This window comes from Algoriphagus antarcticus (assembly GCF_002150685.1).
GTDB lineage: Bacteria > Bacteroidota > Bacteroidia > Cytophagales > Cyclobacteriaceae > Algoriphagus > Algoriphagus antarcticus.
Genome location: NZ_MSSW01000045.1, coordinates 68,645 through 86,243, shown reverse-complemented (window position 1 = coordinate 86,243; position 17,599 = coordinate 68,645). Strand labels below are relative to the sequence as shown.

General features: G+C 42.4%; 11 protein-coding genes. 9 read left to right on the top strand and 2 right to left on the bottom strand.

The genetic code is table 11. From position 1 onward, the window contains the following. Both porU2 and BVH04_RS15255 read right to left on the bottom strand, forming a co-directional pair. On the bottom strand, window positions 1-5,019 hold the full coding sequence (gene porU2 / locus BVH04_RS15260; protein WP_086542331.1) for a putative type IX secretion system sortase PorU2: 5,019 nt from the start codon (window positions 5,017-5,019) through the stop codon (window positions 1-3). Continuing rightward, window positions 5,016-6,104 (bottom strand): putative type IX sorting system protein PorV2, encoded by a 1,089-nt coding sequence (locus BVH04_RS15255; protein ID WP_086542368.1) that lies wholly within the window; start codon window positions 6,102-6,104, stop codon window positions 5,016-5,018. The genes porU2 and BVH04_RS15255 overlap by 4 nt, the downstream gene beginning before the upstream one ends. Before the next feature lie 401 nt (window positions 6,105-6,505). Here BVH04_RS15255 and BVH04_RS15250 point away from each other — a divergent pair, with 401 nt between their 5' ends. From BVH04_RS15250 to BVH04_RS15210, 9 genes are all read left to right on the top strand, one after another. Further along, the gene (locus BVH04_RS15250; protein ID WP_086542330.1) at window positions 6,506-6,835 is read left to right on the top strand and encodes a PadR family transcriptional regulator; all 330 of its coding nucleotides are present in this window, start codon (window positions 6,506-6,508) and stop codon (window positions 6,833-6,835) included. A 205-nt stretch (window positions 6,836-7,040) separates the two neighbouring features. Next, entirely contained in the window at window positions 7,041-9,029 is a 1,989-nt protein-coding gene (locus BVH04_RS15245; RefSeq protein WP_086542329.1) for a PspC domain-containing protein, read from the top strand. 1,607 nt (window positions 9,030-10,636) lie between these two features. Then, complete coding sequence (locus tag BVH04_RS15240) at window positions 10,637-12,037, top strand: MBL fold metallo-hydrolase RNA specificity domain-containing protein (RefSeq protein ID WP_086542328.1); 1,401 nt, start codon at window positions 10,637-10,639, stop codon at window positions 12,035-12,037. Window positions 12,038-12,085: 48 nt separating this feature from the next. Continuing rightward, window positions 12,086-12,553, top strand: a complete 468-nt coding sequence (locus tag BVH04_RS15235) for a hypothetical protein (RefSeq protein ID WP_086542327.1) — start codon at window positions 12,086-12,088, stop codon at window positions 12,551-12,553. 514 nt (window positions 12,554-13,067) lie between these two features. After that, entirely contained in the window at window positions 13,068-13,637 is a 570-nt protein-coding gene (locus tag BVH04_RS15230) for an RNA polymerase sigma factor (RefSeq protein WP_086542326.1), read from the top strand. Further along, window positions 13,630-14,430, top strand: coding sequence for a hypothetical protein (locus BVH04_RS15225; protein ID WP_086542325.1), 801 nt, complete (start codon window positions 13,630-13,632; stop codon window positions 14,428-14,430). The genes BVH04_RS15230 and BVH04_RS15225 overlap by 8 nt, the downstream gene beginning before the upstream one ends. A 144-nt stretch (window positions 14,431-14,574) precedes the next feature. Next, complete coding sequence (locus tag BVH04_RS15220) at window positions 14,575-15,606, top strand: outer membrane beta-barrel protein (RefSeq protein ID WP_086542324.1); 1,032 nt, start codon at window positions 14,575-14,577, stop codon at window positions 15,604-15,606. 42 nt (window positions 15,607-15,648) lie between these two features. After that, on the top strand, window positions 15,649-16,449 hold the full coding sequence (locus tag BVH04_RS15215; protein ID WP_086542323.1) for a hypothetical protein: 801 nt from the start codon (window positions 15,649-15,651) through the stop codon (window positions 16,447-16,449). Window positions 16,450-16,571: 122 nt separating this feature from the next. Then, window positions 16,572-17,501, top strand: coding sequence for a DUF4097 family beta strand repeat-containing protein (locus BVH04_RS15210; RefSeq protein WP_086542322.1), 930 nt, complete (start codon window positions 16,572-16,574; stop codon window positions 17,499-17,501). Window positions 17,502-17,599 lie beyond the last annotated feature (98 nt).

The following is a 17,599-nucleotide window of genomic DNA, read 5'->3' as shown; positions in this document are numbered from 1 at the left end:
TCACCTCAACAAATACATCTTCCCATAGCCCTTCTTAAATGCCTTGTCACCGGCAGTAGGTCTATGCTCCATAAATTGGCCGTTTTTGCGGACTAGGACTCGATAAATATACACACCATTTGCAAGTTGGTCGCCAAATTCATCCTTGCCGTCCCAAGCGTATTCAGTTAGGTTATTCCCTATTCGGATTGGCCCGAGTTCATTCTGCAAGATTTCCCGGACGACCTTGCCCGTGACGGTCATAATCTGAATCTTGATTTCATCGGGCACTTCCATTCCCGTCACTGTAAAGACGAAGCGTACAGAGGTGCTGAATGGATTCGGATAAGGATAGAAATTGGTGATCTGGGATTCATTGATCACTTCAAAAGTAATCTCATACGGCTCGGCAGAATCCTCATTGGCGATTCTCAGCGTGTAAATCCCATCTTCCAAGGGTCCTGCAAGCAGAGAAACCTTGAAGTCTTCATCTTCCGAAGCAGGAGTCCAAGTCAGGTTTGGATTGGAGAAACTTACCCGCTTGAAATCACAGCTTTCACAGTTTTGCTTGAGATACAGATCCAGCCCGACGGTATCTTTCTTATAAATCAGTGTTTGGTCATTCTTCAGCAAAGCCGTAACCAGCACATTTGGAGAGACGATATCGCCATCCATGATATAAATTCCGTCGAAATTCACATCCAGAAGCGCCGAGGAATTATCTCCCTCCACGATGAAATAAGCACCCATATCCACCTGATTGTTGCGATAGGTCTGCTCCCGCTGAATTCTAGGATTGGCAAAAATCTCCAATCTATTCTCCCCGCTTTTCCCGATGGAAATAAATTCTATGGTAAAGTCAAATGCCTCTCCAGCTTTCAGGACAGGGAATTTCTTGGTATACTCCTCCACTTTCTTACTCGTCAGATTGGTCATTTTCCAATCCACCTGAATAGAATCCAGGAAGTTATACTTGGAAATATTCTTGAATTGCAGTTCCAAAAGCCCCGGCTCGCCTTCCCGAAGATTGACTTGCTCCTTGGCGGATTTCTGGATCAACACTCCTTCAGGAACGCCTGTATAATTCACCTGCCACTTGTCCAACTGAGCCGGAGCAGTGGACTCCGGATCATTCATGCTGTAGCGCAGTTTCAGATAAGGGTAGGTCTCCGTGCTGATAAATGACAGATCCATTTCCTGATCATAGGTATTCCCAATCAGCAGATCCTCCTCGCCATTTTCCTTCACTCCAATGATATCAAAGTAGGTTTTCCCTTCCTCGTTGATCCAGTTTCTGGAATTAACATTTTGGAAGAAACGCTCCCAAGATGACGCTGGCCCAACTCTCGGAGTCAAAATAATCCCTGACGTCAGGTAACCTGAAAGCTCGGTATCGAATGAAAGCGTCTGCTGATTTGCCGGAACTTCCATTGTTCTGTCACCCACGATCTCAATCGCCTCACCCGGACGCATGCCTTTTCTACCGTAAAGAATATAAGGATCGCCCGTTTTCAAGGCTCTAAGCGTAGCTTCACTTGCTCCAAACTCTTTCAATTTCTCAATGGCAACATCCGGCCAAGCTTCAAACGTGACATTTCCTACAGAGAAAATAACCACGTAATCACCCGCTTTCACATTATTCACATAGTCCACCAGCATCCTCTGACCTGGCGTAGTAATCCAAGCATTCTGAATGCTCTGAATCATCTGTGGAACGCGACCACAAGCCCGAGCATCCAATATATCAAAGCCAGGAACAGGAATCGGCAAGTATGGCATCAGACTCTTTTGCTCAAAAGCTACCAAACCAAGCGAGCCATTTGGACACAAGCGGCTGTTGGCATTATTCACATTATCAATGATCTGGGGAATCTGATCAAGGTAAAACTGGGTATTCTTAAAGGATAGTGTATCCACGCCAGCACCCACGGTAAAGACTTCAATTTTCTCTTGGATATCTTTGTATTTCCAGCTTCTATCCGATTCATTGATCTCCAGATTTGTCAATTGATCTTCATCCAGCTGGTAAGTGGTGCGCTGCGTCCAGCCTTCTGGGCCAGATGGAATGTAAGAGAAACTGGAATTTGTCCAGGAATCCGTCTCACCGGGCTTGGCTTCCTGGAATTTTGACCTCCAATAGAAAGTCGTGCTATCTGAGAATGCTGTCAACGGTAAAGGCATTTCTGCCAAGCCACGCGTGGTGACACGAACTTCTTTGCGATAAGCAGAATTGAACCCAGCCGCAGTATCCACCTGAATGATGACGGTACGATCTTCTGTGGTTTTACCCGGAACCTGAGCTACCAATCTTGTGTCAGTTCCGTTGACAATCCCATAATCCAGCGGATATAGATTCAGCGTGCCACTGAGCGGAATAAACTTGGCGTAAGTGACTGCATTATTGGCAAAAGTCATTTCCGGTACTTCCATCTTGGAATTCACCTCAATCGTGAACGTGTTCTCGCCAGCAGAATTTCGGCCTGTGTTGGGTATGGTGAAAAAGAGTGAATCAATTCTGGCGATGTAGGGAATCTTCACCGGAGAAAAGGATTCAGTTGACCCATCAGGGAATCTTCTACTCACCTTGTATTCTATAGAATCTGTATCTACTCTTCCTATATTTCTCAAAACAAAACTCAATTTCAAACTATCAGAAAGCACCGAAACAGGTATTTCATCAAAACTATCAATTGACACTTCTTCCACTTTGATTGCGTAGTCGGCTTTGTCCGCAGGAAAAATTCTCAAACCTGGATCACCATAATTAATCATTTGCTCCATATGGGAATAGGAAAGTGGACTTGTGCCATAGCTGGTTACAAAAGCCTCCTCAGCTTCCCGCTTCACCTCACCCAGTGTGCGATAAATCAAGGTGCTGTCTGCAAAAGCCTTTCTATAAAACATATCGGAATAACGTCGGAGATACACGTCCACTCCTATTGCAGAATTAGCCAAAACTGAAACTGCTCCTTTATCTGGCGTGATCACCCAGTCTTCTCCTTGGGTATAGCCGTTTGCATAAGCACTTCCATAGTCGCAGCCATTGAAGAGCATGATGGGATATTTACCCTTATTCTGGTAATTCAAGGTAGGATCAGATGCAAAACCGATTTCTATATCGATGACAGTTGGTGCCCCATGTCCAAAAAACGTAACCATGGAGCGACCTTCATTCAAATCTCCCGTGATATCGATCACCTCAATGGTTGAGTTGGATCGTTTTCTATAGGTAGTCACATTTCCACCAAAATAAAGACCTTCAGCAATGGTCTTGAAGCCATTCATAAAATTGAAATACCTGTCCAATTCAAATTCTGACTCACCGCCACTGAGGTGAATCAACTCTTTTTGCCAAGAATCTGAAATCCCGACCGCATCCTTTTCTATCGCTTTGCTCAGATAATCCGCCAATTGCTGAGAATTTCTGGCGGGAATCCTTCCTACTGCCAGCGCGGGAACAAGTGGCTTGGAAGGGTCCAAATCCAGGGTGTAGATATTATCTGAAAAAGGAAATCCACCTGCAGGAATCAGATCTCGAAAGCTAAATGCAGCGGGGTTATTTCTGTAGAAATAAGTCACTCCACCCGAACGGGCAGTGGAATACATAGCCAAGGCTCTGCCAGCAAGAAGCATATGTGTAGGTTTGTGAACGGGGTAATACGCTCTCAAAAACTCATACATCGCAACAGGCGAATACTCACCATAAGCGAATTGATTGTACAAATCCTCCATTTTCACAGTCAGCGTATCAAAACCTCCACCCGCAGGAGAAGCTCTATGTTCTGCATAGGCTTTGAGTGGATTGTCAAATTGGGTAGTGGGTTGCTCTAGCACATGGTGACCTACCAAGATGTAATTAGCAGGCTGGCCTAGGTAATTTCTGAATTTCACTCGCTCAAGAGAGGTTGCTGAAATAATACTTCCCTCATTTTGCACCCAAACTTTACTGGAGTCATTTGCTACTGCGGACCTGAACGAGAGCGATTGACCACTTTTGGTGAGCTGTACTTTTTGAGGATTGTCAGGATCAGAAACCTCCAATGCAGAATAAGTACCTGAAAGCTGTGAGAGTTGGATTCGTTGATTTCCCGCAGGGGAAATAAAAAGCTCCGAAGCAAAATCTCCCAAACTCACATTATTCTGAAAAGTGATTTTGGCGAAAGCCACAGACATATTATCAACAGATGCTGATCCTGCGGATTCGAAAGAAATGACTATGCTTCCGTCGGAGTTGAAATCAGACATTGCCAAGTTGACCGATTGCTGGGGATACTCATATCCTGAGAAACTTACGGTAGCTAATAAGCGTTTGCTGGCTGCATTTGGTCCAGCATAAATCTTGGTGGCATGTGCTGTGGCTGATCTGCCTACGAGACCAAACTCCAATTTGGCAGCCCCACTTCCCATTGCTCCCAATTGATTAAAGGTGAGCTGCCGGGTATTTCCCTTCGTGATCACAGCCGACATCCAGCCTTGTCCCTGATCAAACTTGGACAATCTAAAATCAAAAGAGTACCCAATTCCAAGCGAGTACTGCTCACCCAAAGCCAGTAACTTCTCAGAAGAATAACTAGTCGCCACTGGCAAAGAAGTCTCAGGAGCTGATCTGAGATTCATTCGCTTTCCACTCTGCCCATTGGTGACGGTTAGGAAAAAAGCGGTCGTATCAGAAGTGGTATTAAAATAAGGATTGGGAAGCTGATCAAATTCCGTGTAAAGCAATTTATCCAGCGTAGCATCATTCCTCTTTCCGAAGAAATCTATGTAATCGTCTGTATCAAACTTCCCGTCATTTTCGCCCTCAATGTGTATAGCAACTTCTTTTCCACGATGGTAAAGTCTGATATTCCTAGGATCTAAACTGTTTAAATTGATTCCTGAGCTAGTTAGAGTAGCTGCCGGAACGCGATGAATCCCGTCAGCGGCAGTAGGGATTTTATAATACGTCTGGTCGTAATTGTACCAAATAGGCTCTTGTGCCTCAGCAAGTGCGGAGAGCATGATAAATGCCAGAAAAACGAAAAGTATTCTTTTTATCATTTGTCTGTCCAACCTTTAAATTTCCTGAAATCAGGATCCAATTTCTCCAAACTCACTTTTACACTAAAAACATGGGAATAGGGCGTTTCGGATACATTCCCGATATCGGAAAGTGCATAATCGATTTGGAATCGCTCGCTTAAAAATACGCCAATACCCATACTAGGCTGCATATTCAAGCTTTCTTTTCCTTGAAAATCCTTGATGAATTGAAAGTTTCCAATGCCCGCACGTAAGAAAGCGATATTTTGAAATCCTGCCTCCAATCCGAACCTGGGATCTATGCTCAACAAAGGAGTGCTTATCACGGTATTTCTTTCCCCATCAAAAGTCATATCCAAATCCAAGGTTGTCAGTAAACTAAACTGTTTTCCGATCTGCCAAGTGTAACTAGCGCTAGAAATCGCACGAGGTAAAGTCAACTCCACGGAATTCACAGGAATCTCATTATCGGTCTGCGAATAGATCTCCCGAACCAGCTCGGCATTATGTGACCAGGCATTGAACGTAGTCGTGATATCACGCACCATCAATCCGAGTGTGAGTTTATCTTTTACGTAGATCCCGCCCACATCCAAGCCAAAGCCCCAAGCTTGGGCAAACTTGCCAACGTTTCTGTGGATGACTTTGACGTTCATTCCTACTTTGAATTTGTCCGAAAGATCTCTCGCATAGCTGAGAAGCATGGCATAATCTGCTGCATTGAAAAACTGAATGTTATTGTAATTCAAAGCACCATTGGCATCGTAGAGAAATCTCGTGTCGGGAATATCATCCACACCAAATCGAATCAGGGAAATGGCTACCTGGCTTTGGTTTTTAATAGGTGCAGAAAACCCCAAGTAATCGTATTGAGCGACCCCTGCAAAATACTCGGAGTGCATCAGGCTGAATTCGTACTTATATTGAACTCCCATCAATGCCGCCGGATTCCAGTAGGCCGCGGTCACATCACGCACGGCGGATACCTGCGCTCCGCCCATTCCCAAAGCTCTTGCTCCTACTCCTATACTTAGAAATTCATTGGAATATTTGGGAGACAGATCCTGGGAAAACAGCTTAGAATGACCAGCCCAAAATGACAGTAGTAGTACGCAGAAAAAAAATTGACCCCTAAATCTATATTTCACCCTCCAAAATAAACCATTTTCTTAATGGTATTTTAATTCCAACTAAAATTCCTGAAAATCAATAATTCACCTGTCCGTGTCCGTACATAAATATGTTCAGAAATTTAACATTTTACTGAAAGTCTAACGATCCCATTTTTCCAGAATGAATTTTTCACGTAATCTAAAAATAACAGCAATCATCCATTCAAGAGAAATGAGCAACTTTTTTACTTTATCTTTCTATACATACTACCTGTTTATCACAAGGAAATAGGTTATACAAGGTAGCTTGGAAAAGATTGGTATAATTTTTCTTTATCAAGAAGGGACGGGAATAAGAATTTCCGAAACACTGACACATAATCACCTAAATAATGAATGTCGCCAACACACAGATTCAAATGCGCAAGGGACTCTTAGAGTTTTGCGTGTTGCATATTATCTCCCGAGGCGAGGTTTATACTTCAGATCTGATAGAAGAGCTGACCCAGGCTCAAATGATTGTAGTAGAAGGCACGCTGTATCCACTTCTCAATCGCCTGAAGTCAGCCTCATTGGTCGAATATCGCTGGGTAGAGTCTGAATTGGGCCCTCCGAGAAAATACTACTCCATCACGGAAGAAGGAAAAACCTTTCTGGGCACACTTTCAAGCACCTGGGATTCACTAGTCAATTCCACCCTTCTCATCACCTCAAAGAATTGATCATGAAATCGAGCATGTTACAGGCAACAGACGGAGGGAAAATTATCCGTTATGCGAGATTCCATCCCGATATATCAGGACAGGTAGTGGCCTTTCAAAGAAAATTATAACACATGAAATCGAGCATGACACTAAGTATCTCACAGTGCGGCAACTCTCTATCAAGCGAGATTCCATCTGACCATAAAAAATCAATGACAAACAGATGAAAAAGACTATAAGTATAAACATCAGTGGGATACTTTTCCACATCGAAGAAGACGGTTACGAAACGCTCCGAAAATACCTGGATGCGATCAACCACCACTTTTCTTCTTATAAAGACAATCATGAGATCATATCTGATATTGAAAATCGGATAGCTGAGATATTCCTGAGCAATCTGAAAAACAATAAGCAGGTAATCACGGCTGAGAACGTAGATAAGCTCATTGAGAAAATGGGGACTATTGCAGATTTTGCTTCCATAGATGATGAAAAAACTGACTTAGATCAGGATGTAGAAAACACTGGATATGATCAGGATTTCTACAAGTATGTGACACCGCCTGATGCAGAAAAAAGGGGTTACAAAAAGCTGGTACGCCTTGAAAACCGAAAAATTCTGGGTGGTGTATGCGCGGGTGTATCGCATTACTTCTCCATAGATCCACTTTGGACAAGGCTCATTGCTATTCTTCTGCTGTTCAGTGGCAATCTGCGCTTCAACTTTGGATTGTTGGATATCTGGCCAATGGATAACTTCAGACTGAACCTTAGTTTTGGGATCTTTGCAGCAATAGCCTACATCGTACTGTGGATTATTTTGCCTGTTTCCTATGAAATAGAAGAAGATAAAAACATCAAAAAACTCTATCGAAACCCTGATGACAAGGTAATCGGTGGCGTGGCCAGTGGATTGGCTGCGTACTTTGGTGTGGAAGTGATTTACACCCGATTGGCTTTAGCGTTTTTGATTCTAGCTGGCGGTTCAGGCTTTCTTATTTACCTGATCTTGTGGATTATCACCCCGGTAGCAAGTTCTATCACCGAGCGTATCCGTATGAAAGGTGGAGAAATCACCTTGGACAATATTGATTCTACGCTTAAGGAAAATATCAACCCTATTCCCAAAGCCCCTGAGTCTAAAACAAGACAAATTCTCCTGACTCCCTTTAGGGTGATTGGTCAGGTAATCGAAGCTATCGGAAGTGCTTTGGGGCCGTTGGGAATGTTCTTCCTGAATGTGATAAGAGTACTCTTCGGTTTGTTTGTATTCTTCATCGGTTTGGGACTGACCATCGCTCCGATCTTTAGTTTGGCAGTGTACATGGGAGTATTTACCAATGATGACTATAGAGTCTTGATGGACAATTTCCCGGTAGAGCTATTCTCAAACCTTGTCCCAATCTGGCTTGTAATTGGAGCTTCATTCCTGCTGATCATCCCCGGCATCATCATCATTCTACTAGGTCTCAGCGTATTGATGCAAAAGAACCTAATAGGAGCCAGATTCGGCTTCGTTGCACTGGGATTATGGCTGCTTTGTGTAGGGATCTGCGCATTCCAAATTCCACTGATAGTAGCACAGTTCAAAGAAGAAAACTGGCATAAAATAGAGAATACAGTACCGGTGAGCGAAGGGATCATGATCTTGAGATTGAATCCTATCAGCGAAGAATCAACCTTCAATACTGTGAATCTGAAGCTTAATGGCACATCTGACAGTCTGGTGACACTTCGGGAGGATTTCTTCTCCAGAGGAAAGACTAAAGAAGAAGCAATGAACAATGCCAAAATGATAGGCTACAACTATACTGTTTTGGATTCTATGATCACCTTTGACGAGGGCTACGATATCTCAAATCTGAATACGTTCCGTGATCAAAAGCTGAACCTGTTCCTTGAGATTCCTTATGAAAAGCCGTTTATCATGGAACGATCACTTCTCGAAATCCTCAGAAATACCATTTATAGAAACGGGTTCCGATCAAGTGATATTTCTCAAAATACAGTTTGGGCATTCAACCAGCAAGGTTTGGTATGTCTGACATGTAAAGAAGATGTTGAGTTAGATGAAGATTCTGAGGGAGTAAATTTTGAAGTAGAAGAACCCGATACAGGAGACTATAACCGAGAGCAACTCGATAGTATCAGCAGAGCAAAATTTAATCAAACTAAAAATCCAGAAGACAGCGCTGTAGTAATTGACTAAGCTAAGAGGCATCCAACCGGGTGCCTTTTTTTTAGCTTAAAACCGCGGTGTACACAGAGTTTTGCACAGAGGGCGCTATTTTATCTTTGAATTATAAAAGATTTGAACGCCCTAAATATCTTAGCCCCGCTCGTATTCTAAAGTAAAAACAAGGGAGCAAAATACAATGTGCCAGCATGATTCAAACAGTACCGATCGTGCCGTTGGCACTCTGGTAATTACCATTTGGCTTTGATACCCCGAATTTCGCTGCGATGTATTCGGGGCTGCTATGAGTTTTGCCGTTGGCAAAAGGTCAACGCATGAACGTTCATGTTATCACGTGATTTTTGTTTGTTCTGGAATCATAGATGCCACCGATTTTCCTTATTGTGTAATTATCAATATTCGAACCCTTGCCAACGGCACGGCCTGTAAAAGCCCAGAATGCAATTCTGGGTTATATGGATGTTTGATAAATTTATAAAGTGCCAACGGCACGATCAGTATTACCTAACTAGGGTTCATATTTATTACCGATCGTGCCGTTGGCACTCTGGTAATTTCCATTTGGCTTTGATACCCCGAATTTCGCTTCGCTGTATTCGGGGCTGTTATGGTTTTTGCCGTTGGCAAAAGGTCAACGCATGAACGTCCATGTTATCATGTGATTTTCGTTTGTTCTGGAATCATAGATGCTACCGATTTTCCTTATTGGGTAATTATTAATATTCGAAACCTTGCCAACGGCAGGGCCTGTAAAAGCCCAGAATGCAATTCTGGGTTATATGGATGATTGTTATACTTATAGAGTGCCAACGGCACGATCAGTATTACCTAACTAGGGTTCAAATTTATCACCGATCGTGCCGTTGGCACTCTGGTAATTTTCATTTGGCTTTGATACCCCGAATTTCGCTTCGCTGTATTCGGGGCTGATAAGGGTTTTGCCGTTGGCAAAAGGTCAAGGCAATAACAGCCATGTTATCACGTGATTTTTGTTTGTTCTGGATTCATAGATGCCACCGATTTTCCTTATTGGGTAATTATCAATATTCGAACCCTTGCCAACGGCAAGGCCTGTAAAAGCCCAGAATGCAATTCTGGGTTATATGGATGTTTGATATATTTATAGAGTGCCAACGGCACGATCAGTATTACCTAAATAGGGTTCAAATTTATTACCGATCGTGCCGTTGGCACTCTGGTAATTTCCATTTGGCTTTGATACCCCGAATTTCGCTTCGCTGTATTCGGGGCTGTTACAGGTTTTGCCGTTGGCAAAAGGTCAAGGCAATAACAGCCATGTTATCATGTGATTTTTGTTTGTTCTGGATTCATAGATGCCACCGATTTTCCTTATTGGGTAATTATCAATATTCGAACCCTTGCCAACGGCAAGGCCTGTAAAAGCCCAGAATGCAATTCTGGGTTGTAGGGATGTTTGATATATTAATAGAGTGCCAACGGCACGATCAGTAATCAATTATGCGGAATTTCGAACAATCCTTAATTTATCTCTGCGGCAAATACTTTGCGACTTTGTGGTAAAAAGTTTCATACCATCGCGTTTTGAAAAATCCCTATTCATGAACGTTTTGTATATTCTAGCCTAAACCCAAAAGAAAATGGATGTAAGCGTAAAATTTTTAGGAGCAGCGGGAACAGTGACCGGTTCACGATATTTATTGGATCTGGGAGATTTTGAATTCCTGGTGGACTGCGGACTCTTTCAAGGAAGAAAAGAACTGCGACGCAGGAACTGGGACAAATTCCCCATGCCTATTAAAGACATGGAGGCGATCGTGCTTACTCACGCACACATGGATCATATTGGTTACTTACCAAAGCTGGTCAAAGATGGCTTTACCGGGCCGATCTATTGCACAACTGTCACTGCAGAGCTTGCGAAAATTCTACTTTTAGACTCTGGAAAACTACAGGAAGAGGAAGCAGAATACGCAAGAAAAAAGGGCTACTCCAGGCATGAAAATCCAGAGCCACTTTATACGGTGGAAGACGCAGAGGCTGTTTTTCCGCTTTTTGTTCCTCAGGATTTCAAAAAACCTTTTTCCATTCACCCATCCGTAGAAGTCACCTATTATTATGCCGGCCATATTCTGGGAGCTGCTATTACCAAAATTGTAATCAAAGGAGACACACAAACGAAAAAGCTTGTTTTCTCGGGTGATTTAGGTAGATATCATGACCCTATTCTGTTCCCTCCTACTTTGATACCAGACGCTGATGTGATTTGGATTGAGTCCACTTACGGTGATCGTATTTCCACTACAGTGAAGCCTGAGGACGAACTTGCCAAAGCTATCACTGATGTATTTGACAGGGATGGCTTGGTGATTATCCCTGCATTTGCAGTAGGTCGTACCCAGCTGGTGATGTACTATTTGTATCAATTGATGAAAAAGAGAAAAATCCCAACTGTGCCTATTTACTTGGATTCACCGATGGCTATTAATGTATCCAATTTGTACAAGCAATTTCACCAAGACCACCAACTGGCGGCAGTCTTGGAAGGCCAGGACCAACATCCATTTCAGCATTCGCAATTACATTACTTCCAAAAGCAAGAGCAATCGCGCACGCTCAATGACCTCAAGGGGAAGGCTATTATCATCTCTGCCAGCGGCATGGCAACAGGAGGACGTGTGATGCATCATTTATTTCACCACCTGCCAAATGAAAAGAATGGAGTTGTTTTCGTAGGCTTTCAGGCTGAAGGTACTCGAGGAAGGAGGCTTGTAGATGGTGAACCTATGGTGAGGATTTACGGTCAGGAAGTACCCGTAAAGGCTAAAATCTACAGCGTAGAAGGTCTTTCAGCACATGCTGATCAAAATGAATTAATGGAATGGGCTGAGGGATTCAATGAAAAGCCAAAACTCGCATTTGTCGTTCACGGCGAAGAAAAGAGTGCCGATGTGCTTGCAAGAAAACTTAAAGATGAGTTAGGCTGGAATACTATCATCCCAAATTATTTGGAATCATTTATGCTATTTGAAGGAATTTGATAATCAAGGGGTATTTATCCTAAACTCAATCTTTCAGACCAAAACCACATGAACCAACTAGTCAAATTACTCTTCGCTTCTGCATTTACTTTGATGCTTTTCCAATGCGCCCCCTATCAGCCAGAAGGTCAAGGTGTGGTGGGTCAAGTCACTTGGCTGGAAGGTAATCATATGACTATGATAGCAGAGGAGGGAAAGAAAAACAAGAACACCACTATCGGCGAACCAGTAAAAAGAACAGTGCGAGTCTATCCGTTAATGAAAATCTCTGATGTGACCTTGGAAGATGGACTATTCAAATCTGTAGCAGCAAAACCACTCAAAGAAATTGAAACTGATGAAAACGGCCAATATACAGTTACCCTAAATCCTGGTAGATATTCTCTGCTCACAGTAGAGGAAGGCGGTCTTTTCGCCAGTATTTTTGATGGCGATGGAAATATTCAGCCCGTCACTGTGAAAGAAGGTGAGTGGACATTGCTTAATATCGCGGTGAATTATAAAGCGGCTTATTGAAAGATTATTCTTAGAATCCATCTGCTAGTACTATAAAAGAAATGTGACAGATCAATTTGATCAAAATAATGATCCTGAAAGGATAAAACCATGAATAGCCATGGGTGCAACCCATGTAAAAGTAAAAGTGTGTATCTGTATAAAACCCTGAAAGGGTTGAACCAATTTTTTCGACAGCTTCGCCGTCTTGAAATGAAGCTTTTACTCTTGGTTGTTTCTAAAGAAATTGACAGATTTCAGAAACATTATTAATTCTAAGAATGCAACATGAGGTCTCTGAATGACATTAAATTTGATCATAAGGAGACCTTTTATTTTTAATCCTTAATTTCGACACAATATAAAACGATAAAAAACGTGGCTTTTCAAACCCTACTAAAACGCTTGTTTTAAACCGATAACAGAAATATCAAAATTCGAAGAGCTCAAACAACAAATATTATTAACTTTTTTTCACTAACCCACGCAACCATTTTTTCAAAACGGGCATCTACCTAATTGAAAGCTAATTCAAATGTTCAGCAGAGTCAATTTTTCAAACGAATCAGGATTATTACAAGGATGCCTCAATGGCGACCGGATGGCGCAGCGCCACTTGTATGATCAGTATTCAGGAAAATTCTTGGCCATCTGCATCCGATACTTAAAAGACCGGGAACATGCCGAAGATGTGATGATCGAAGGATTTATGAAAATCTTCGAAAAACTACCCCAGTTTCAGTCAAAGGGAAGTTTCGAAGGCTGGATGAAAAGAATCATCGTCACTCAAGCTCTCATGACGCTGAGAAGTCACCGTCATCTGATGATGGAGATCAATATGGAAAATGATGCTGAGTATCAGGATCACAACTACGAACTCAATCACATGGAAACTGAAGATTTGATGCGAATGGTAGAAAGCCTCCCGGTAGGATATCGGACAGTTTTCAACCTCTTCGCAATCGAAGGTTACTCACACCAGGAAATTGGAGATCTCTTGGGAATCAGCGAAAGCACTTCGAAATCCCAGCTCAATCGGGCACGGAATACTTTGAAGGAAAAAATTGCCAGTCAAACACCAAAAGAAAGGAGAATCAATGGCTAAGGAAAAAAATAATCTGGATCAGTTTTTCAAAGAAAAACTAGAAAACCATACCGAAAAACCAAGCGCACTTGCTTGGGACAGACTAGAGTCTCAGCTACCTGAAAAATCAAAATCCTATAAAGGAATTTGGTGGGCAGCAGCTGCTTCCCTGACTATCCTATTTACTGTTGGCTACTTGGTGTTGAGAGAAGGAGATGTAGCTGTGGAAAAGCCTCTTCTATCCGAAAACAAAACCGAAGAAATAATAGAAAGTGCGACTCAAACTGAAATCACTGCATCTCAGGAAATCGAAGAGAAGCAAGCAGAAATTGAAAATCAGCAGGCTGCCGAGGAATTGAAAGCTAAACCAACTACGACAAAACCTAACCCAAAGCCAGTTGATTCCTCTTCCAAAACTCAGAAATCTCAACCAAAGATTCCTCAAAACCTGATTGCTATTTCAGAGTCAAAAGAGGAAACAGATCCAGTAAAAGAGGCGAAAGTAGAGATGCCAAAAATCATGTTGGAAACCCCGGAAATCCTACAAAGCGAACTTCGCCAAGTGGAATTGGAAAAGGCTGTATCAGAAGTAAGTGAGCCTGCGGAGGCGGAACCAGCCTATAGATTAAAAATTTACTCTAACGGCCTGACAGAAGAACCAAAAGATAAAAACCTATTGGCAGAGATTGGCAAAACTGTCAATGAAGTGGAAGGATTACTTGGCAAAGTAGATCAGGGATTTGCAGACCTGCAGGATGCAAAAAATAATCTCTTCGCCAGCATCACCACCCGCAAGTCAAAATCTGAGGAATAAAACTTCCTAACCCTCATTAATCAAAACTTAAAATTAAACCGAGCATAATCCAAGCGTCACACGGATAGATGATTATCCGTAATCCGAGATTCCATCCCGATATATCGGGACAGGAAGTGGCCTTTGCAATAAAATTATACACACATGAAAAAATACCTTCTATTATTTTGTTTGATGGCAATCGTGCAAATAGGATTTGCCGGAACTATGCCATCAAGAGACCACAAAGTCGCCAGTGACAGCATAGTGGTAGAATTCGGAAAATCCGGAAGAATCGTAATCATCGTGGATAGCAAAGAAGACTTTGAAAAGCTAAAACTGATGAATATCAATCAGATCATCCGAGAGCTTGATCTGGAGGAAAATGAAGACAGCGGAGAGACCACCATTGTCGAAATCAAGAAAAAAGATGGCACTTCCAAGCAAGTGGTGAAGGTGACAGAAGATGGAGCCGAAACTGAAGTCTATATCGGAGGAATGCGCCTTCTAGTAGATGAAACAGGAGAAAATACCAAAGTTCGCTTCGAACCAGGCTTGAGAAGAAAAAGTGATCCTCCATTCAGAACTTATTTCAATCTTGATCTGGGTGTGAATAATTACTTGGAAAACGGGAAATTCCCTACGTCTGATAAACCCTATGCTGTAAAAGGCTGGGGAAGCTGGAATGTGGGACTCAATTGGATGGCTGCACAGCGAATTTCCAAAGGATTCTATTGGGACTTTGGCTTAGGCTTTCAGTTCTACAACTTCAAGTTTGAAAATCGAGACTTCCAAGCCGTGAGAGGCGATGGATCGATTGATTTCATACCGAGAACTGATGTAGATGGATTCAAGAGTAAAATTTCTGCTTCCTATATCACAGCAATGACCATGTTGGAGCTGGACTTTGGGAAAATGAATGACAACGGACAGAGAGGAGTGAGAATTGCCGCTGGGCCATATGCCGGGTACAGACTTGGTGGTCAATCCAAATATGTTTATCGCGAATTAGATGGCTCTGGTCGTCGCAAAGACAAGCAAGACACTGGTCTTTACCTCCAAAATTTCAGATACGGTATCCGGGGAGAACTTGGAATCGGAAGGGTCAAATTCTTCACCACCTATGACTTGAATGAATTATTTCAGGAAGGCAGAGGTCCAGAACTTAACCCTATCACAATCGGGATTGTATTTTAAACAATTAGGCTGAAAAGGCCTACACTCTTAAAACTTTTAATAATGAAAACGACACTACTACCCCTTGTATTCTTTGTCCTAAGCCTAAGCCAAGCTTTCGCTCAGAACGAACCTGATACTGTGATTTACACTAAAACTAAAGTCATTCAGGTTTTTGGAAATACTTGGTCATATAAGCAAAAAGAGGATGGGAAATGGATTCTCGACGTCCAAGAAAGTGATGAGGTAAAGATAAATGATATTCATCAGAGACGTCGATTCACTGCAGGACTGGTCACCGAACTAGGGATCAATCAAGTGACTCCTACTGACCGAATGCCAACCGTGAAGCCTTGGGGATCTTGGTACTACGCCATCAATGTGCTGGGTACAACAAAAATTGCCAAAAATTTTCACCTGTATTCTTCTATCGGTGTAAACTGGTACAATTTCAAACTGGAAGATAGAAGCCTGATAGCCGTAAAAAATCCCGATGGAATCGACTGGGAAGAATATATGGGTCCCGGCACGGGAACAAAGTCTAAAATATCCGCTTCCTACCTCAACTTCACCTTAGTGCCTACCCTACTTACCACTAACCAAAAACTCCGCTTTGGACTGGGTGGATATGCAGGAGTCAGGATTGGTGGCCGAGGCAAATATGTTTACGACGATGAAAATGGTAAAAAGCAAAAGCAGTTTGAAAAGTCTAATATGTACGTGGAAAACTTTCGCTATGGAGCCCGTGCAGAGATCGGCGTAAGTGATGTCACGCTATTCTTCAACTATGATTTAAACAACCTTTTCCAAGAAAATTTAGGTCCGGAAGTTCAAGCGCTGAGTTTCGGAGTCACTATCAGATAAAAACCACAACTATGAAATCGAGCATAACGCAGGCGGCACTCGCAGTGGTGATTATCCGTAATGCAAGATTCCATCCCGATATATCCGGACAGGTGTAACCCTTAAAAAACAATTAAAAACACATGAAAACATTCTTTAAATTATCAAGTTTGGCTTTGGCCATGATGCTGATCTCAGTTGTCAGCTTTGCACAAAAAGTATTGGTAGATGCCAATAAAAACTATTCTAATATCAAGGCAGTCGAAGTAAGCGGCGGCTGGCTGGATGTATCCTATACGGGTGGTTCTGATTCTGATGTGAAAGTGGAAGCTTTCCTTGAGTCGACTGATGAAAATCAGGATATCATCTTTGTAACTATCGGCGACGTACTAAAAATATCTCATGAGCAAAGTTCGAGAAACTCATCCTGGGGAAATACCAGAAGCAAAGGTTACATCAAAATCACTGGCCCAATGAATATAGATCTGGATATGAAAAACTCATCTGGCACTCTTACAGTGGACAAAGTAGTTGGAGATAAAACCAACTTAAGAGTTTCATCAGGCAAGATCACTGCTACTAATATCTCAGGCGACTTGGCTATCAAAGCAAGTTCAGGCTCTCTTACTATAGATAAAGTATCTGGAGATGTCGAAGCGGGAGTCACTTCGGGCAATGCTGACATTAGCAACGTGGGCGGCAGCGTAGATTACCAATCTACCAGTGGATCATTGACAGCAGATCGGGTGAAAGGTGAGCTAAGTGTTGCTCTTACCTCTGGAAATGCGAAGTTGAGTAACATCGGTTCATTAGGATCCATGAAATTCACTTCTGGAAATATACGTGCTACTAATGCCGGCTTGAGCGGAAACACCAATTTCAACGGTACCTCTGGGAATTTCAAAATCCAGACTCCATCTAATTTGAAAGACTATAATTTCTCGTTGAAAGCATCTTCAGGAAATCTGAGAGTTGGCGGGATCAACACGGGTAAAAACTTAGAAATTGATAATGATGCAACAGATTGGGTGAAAGGATCCATTTCATCTGGAAACATTACAATTGAGAATTAATTAGCTATAATTATGTAATTCGATTATCCGCTTGATGCCAGTAGCGAAAACTTCTTTGCTCAATTGGCTGGAAGACCGAAGACTGAAGACCGAAATAG

What these genes read in the sequence shown, in the direction of transcription:
- BVH04_RS15230 (WP_086542326.1), top strand. Translation starts at nt 13,068, where the DNA reads ATGTTCAGCAGAGTCAATTTTTCAAACGAATCAGGATTATTACAAGGA.
- porU2 (WP_086542331.1), bottom strand. Translation starts at nt 5,019, where the DNA reads ATGATAAAAAGAATACTTTTCGTTTTTCTGGCATTTATCATGCTCTCC.
- BVH04_RS15235 (WP_086542327.1), top strand. Translation starts at nt 12,086, where the DNA reads ATGAACCAACTAGTCAAATTACTCTTCGCTTCTGCATTTACTTTGATG.
- BVH04_RS15225 (WP_086542325.1), top strand. Translation starts at nt 13,630, where the DNA reads ATGGCTAAGGAAAAAAATAATCTGGATCAGTTTTTCAAAGAAAAACTA.
- BVH04_RS15250 (WP_086542330.1), top strand. Translation starts at nt 6,506, where the DNA reads ATGAATGTCGCCAACACACAGATTCAAATGCGCAAGGGACTCTTAGAG.
- BVH04_RS15245 (WP_086542329.1), top strand. Translation starts at nt 7,041, where the DNA reads ATGAAAAAGACTATAAGTATAAACATCAGTGGGATACTTTTCCACATC.
- BVH04_RS15220 (WP_086542324.1), top strand. Translation starts at nt 14,575, where the DNA reads ATGAAAAAATACCTTCTATTATTTTGTTTGATGGCAATCGTGCAAATA.
- BVH04_RS15240 (WP_086542328.1), top strand. Translation starts at nt 10,637, where the DNA reads ATGGATGTAAGCGTAAAATTTTTAGGAGCAGCGGGAACAGTGACCGGT.
- BVH04_RS15210 (WP_086542322.1), top strand. Translation starts at nt 16,572, where the DNA reads ATGAAAACATTCTTTAAATTATCAAGTTTGGCTTTGGCCATGATGCTG.
- BVH04_RS15215 (WP_086542323.1), top strand. Translation starts at nt 15,649, where the DNA reads ATGAAAACGACACTACTACCCCTTGTATTCTTTGTCCTAAGCCTAAGC.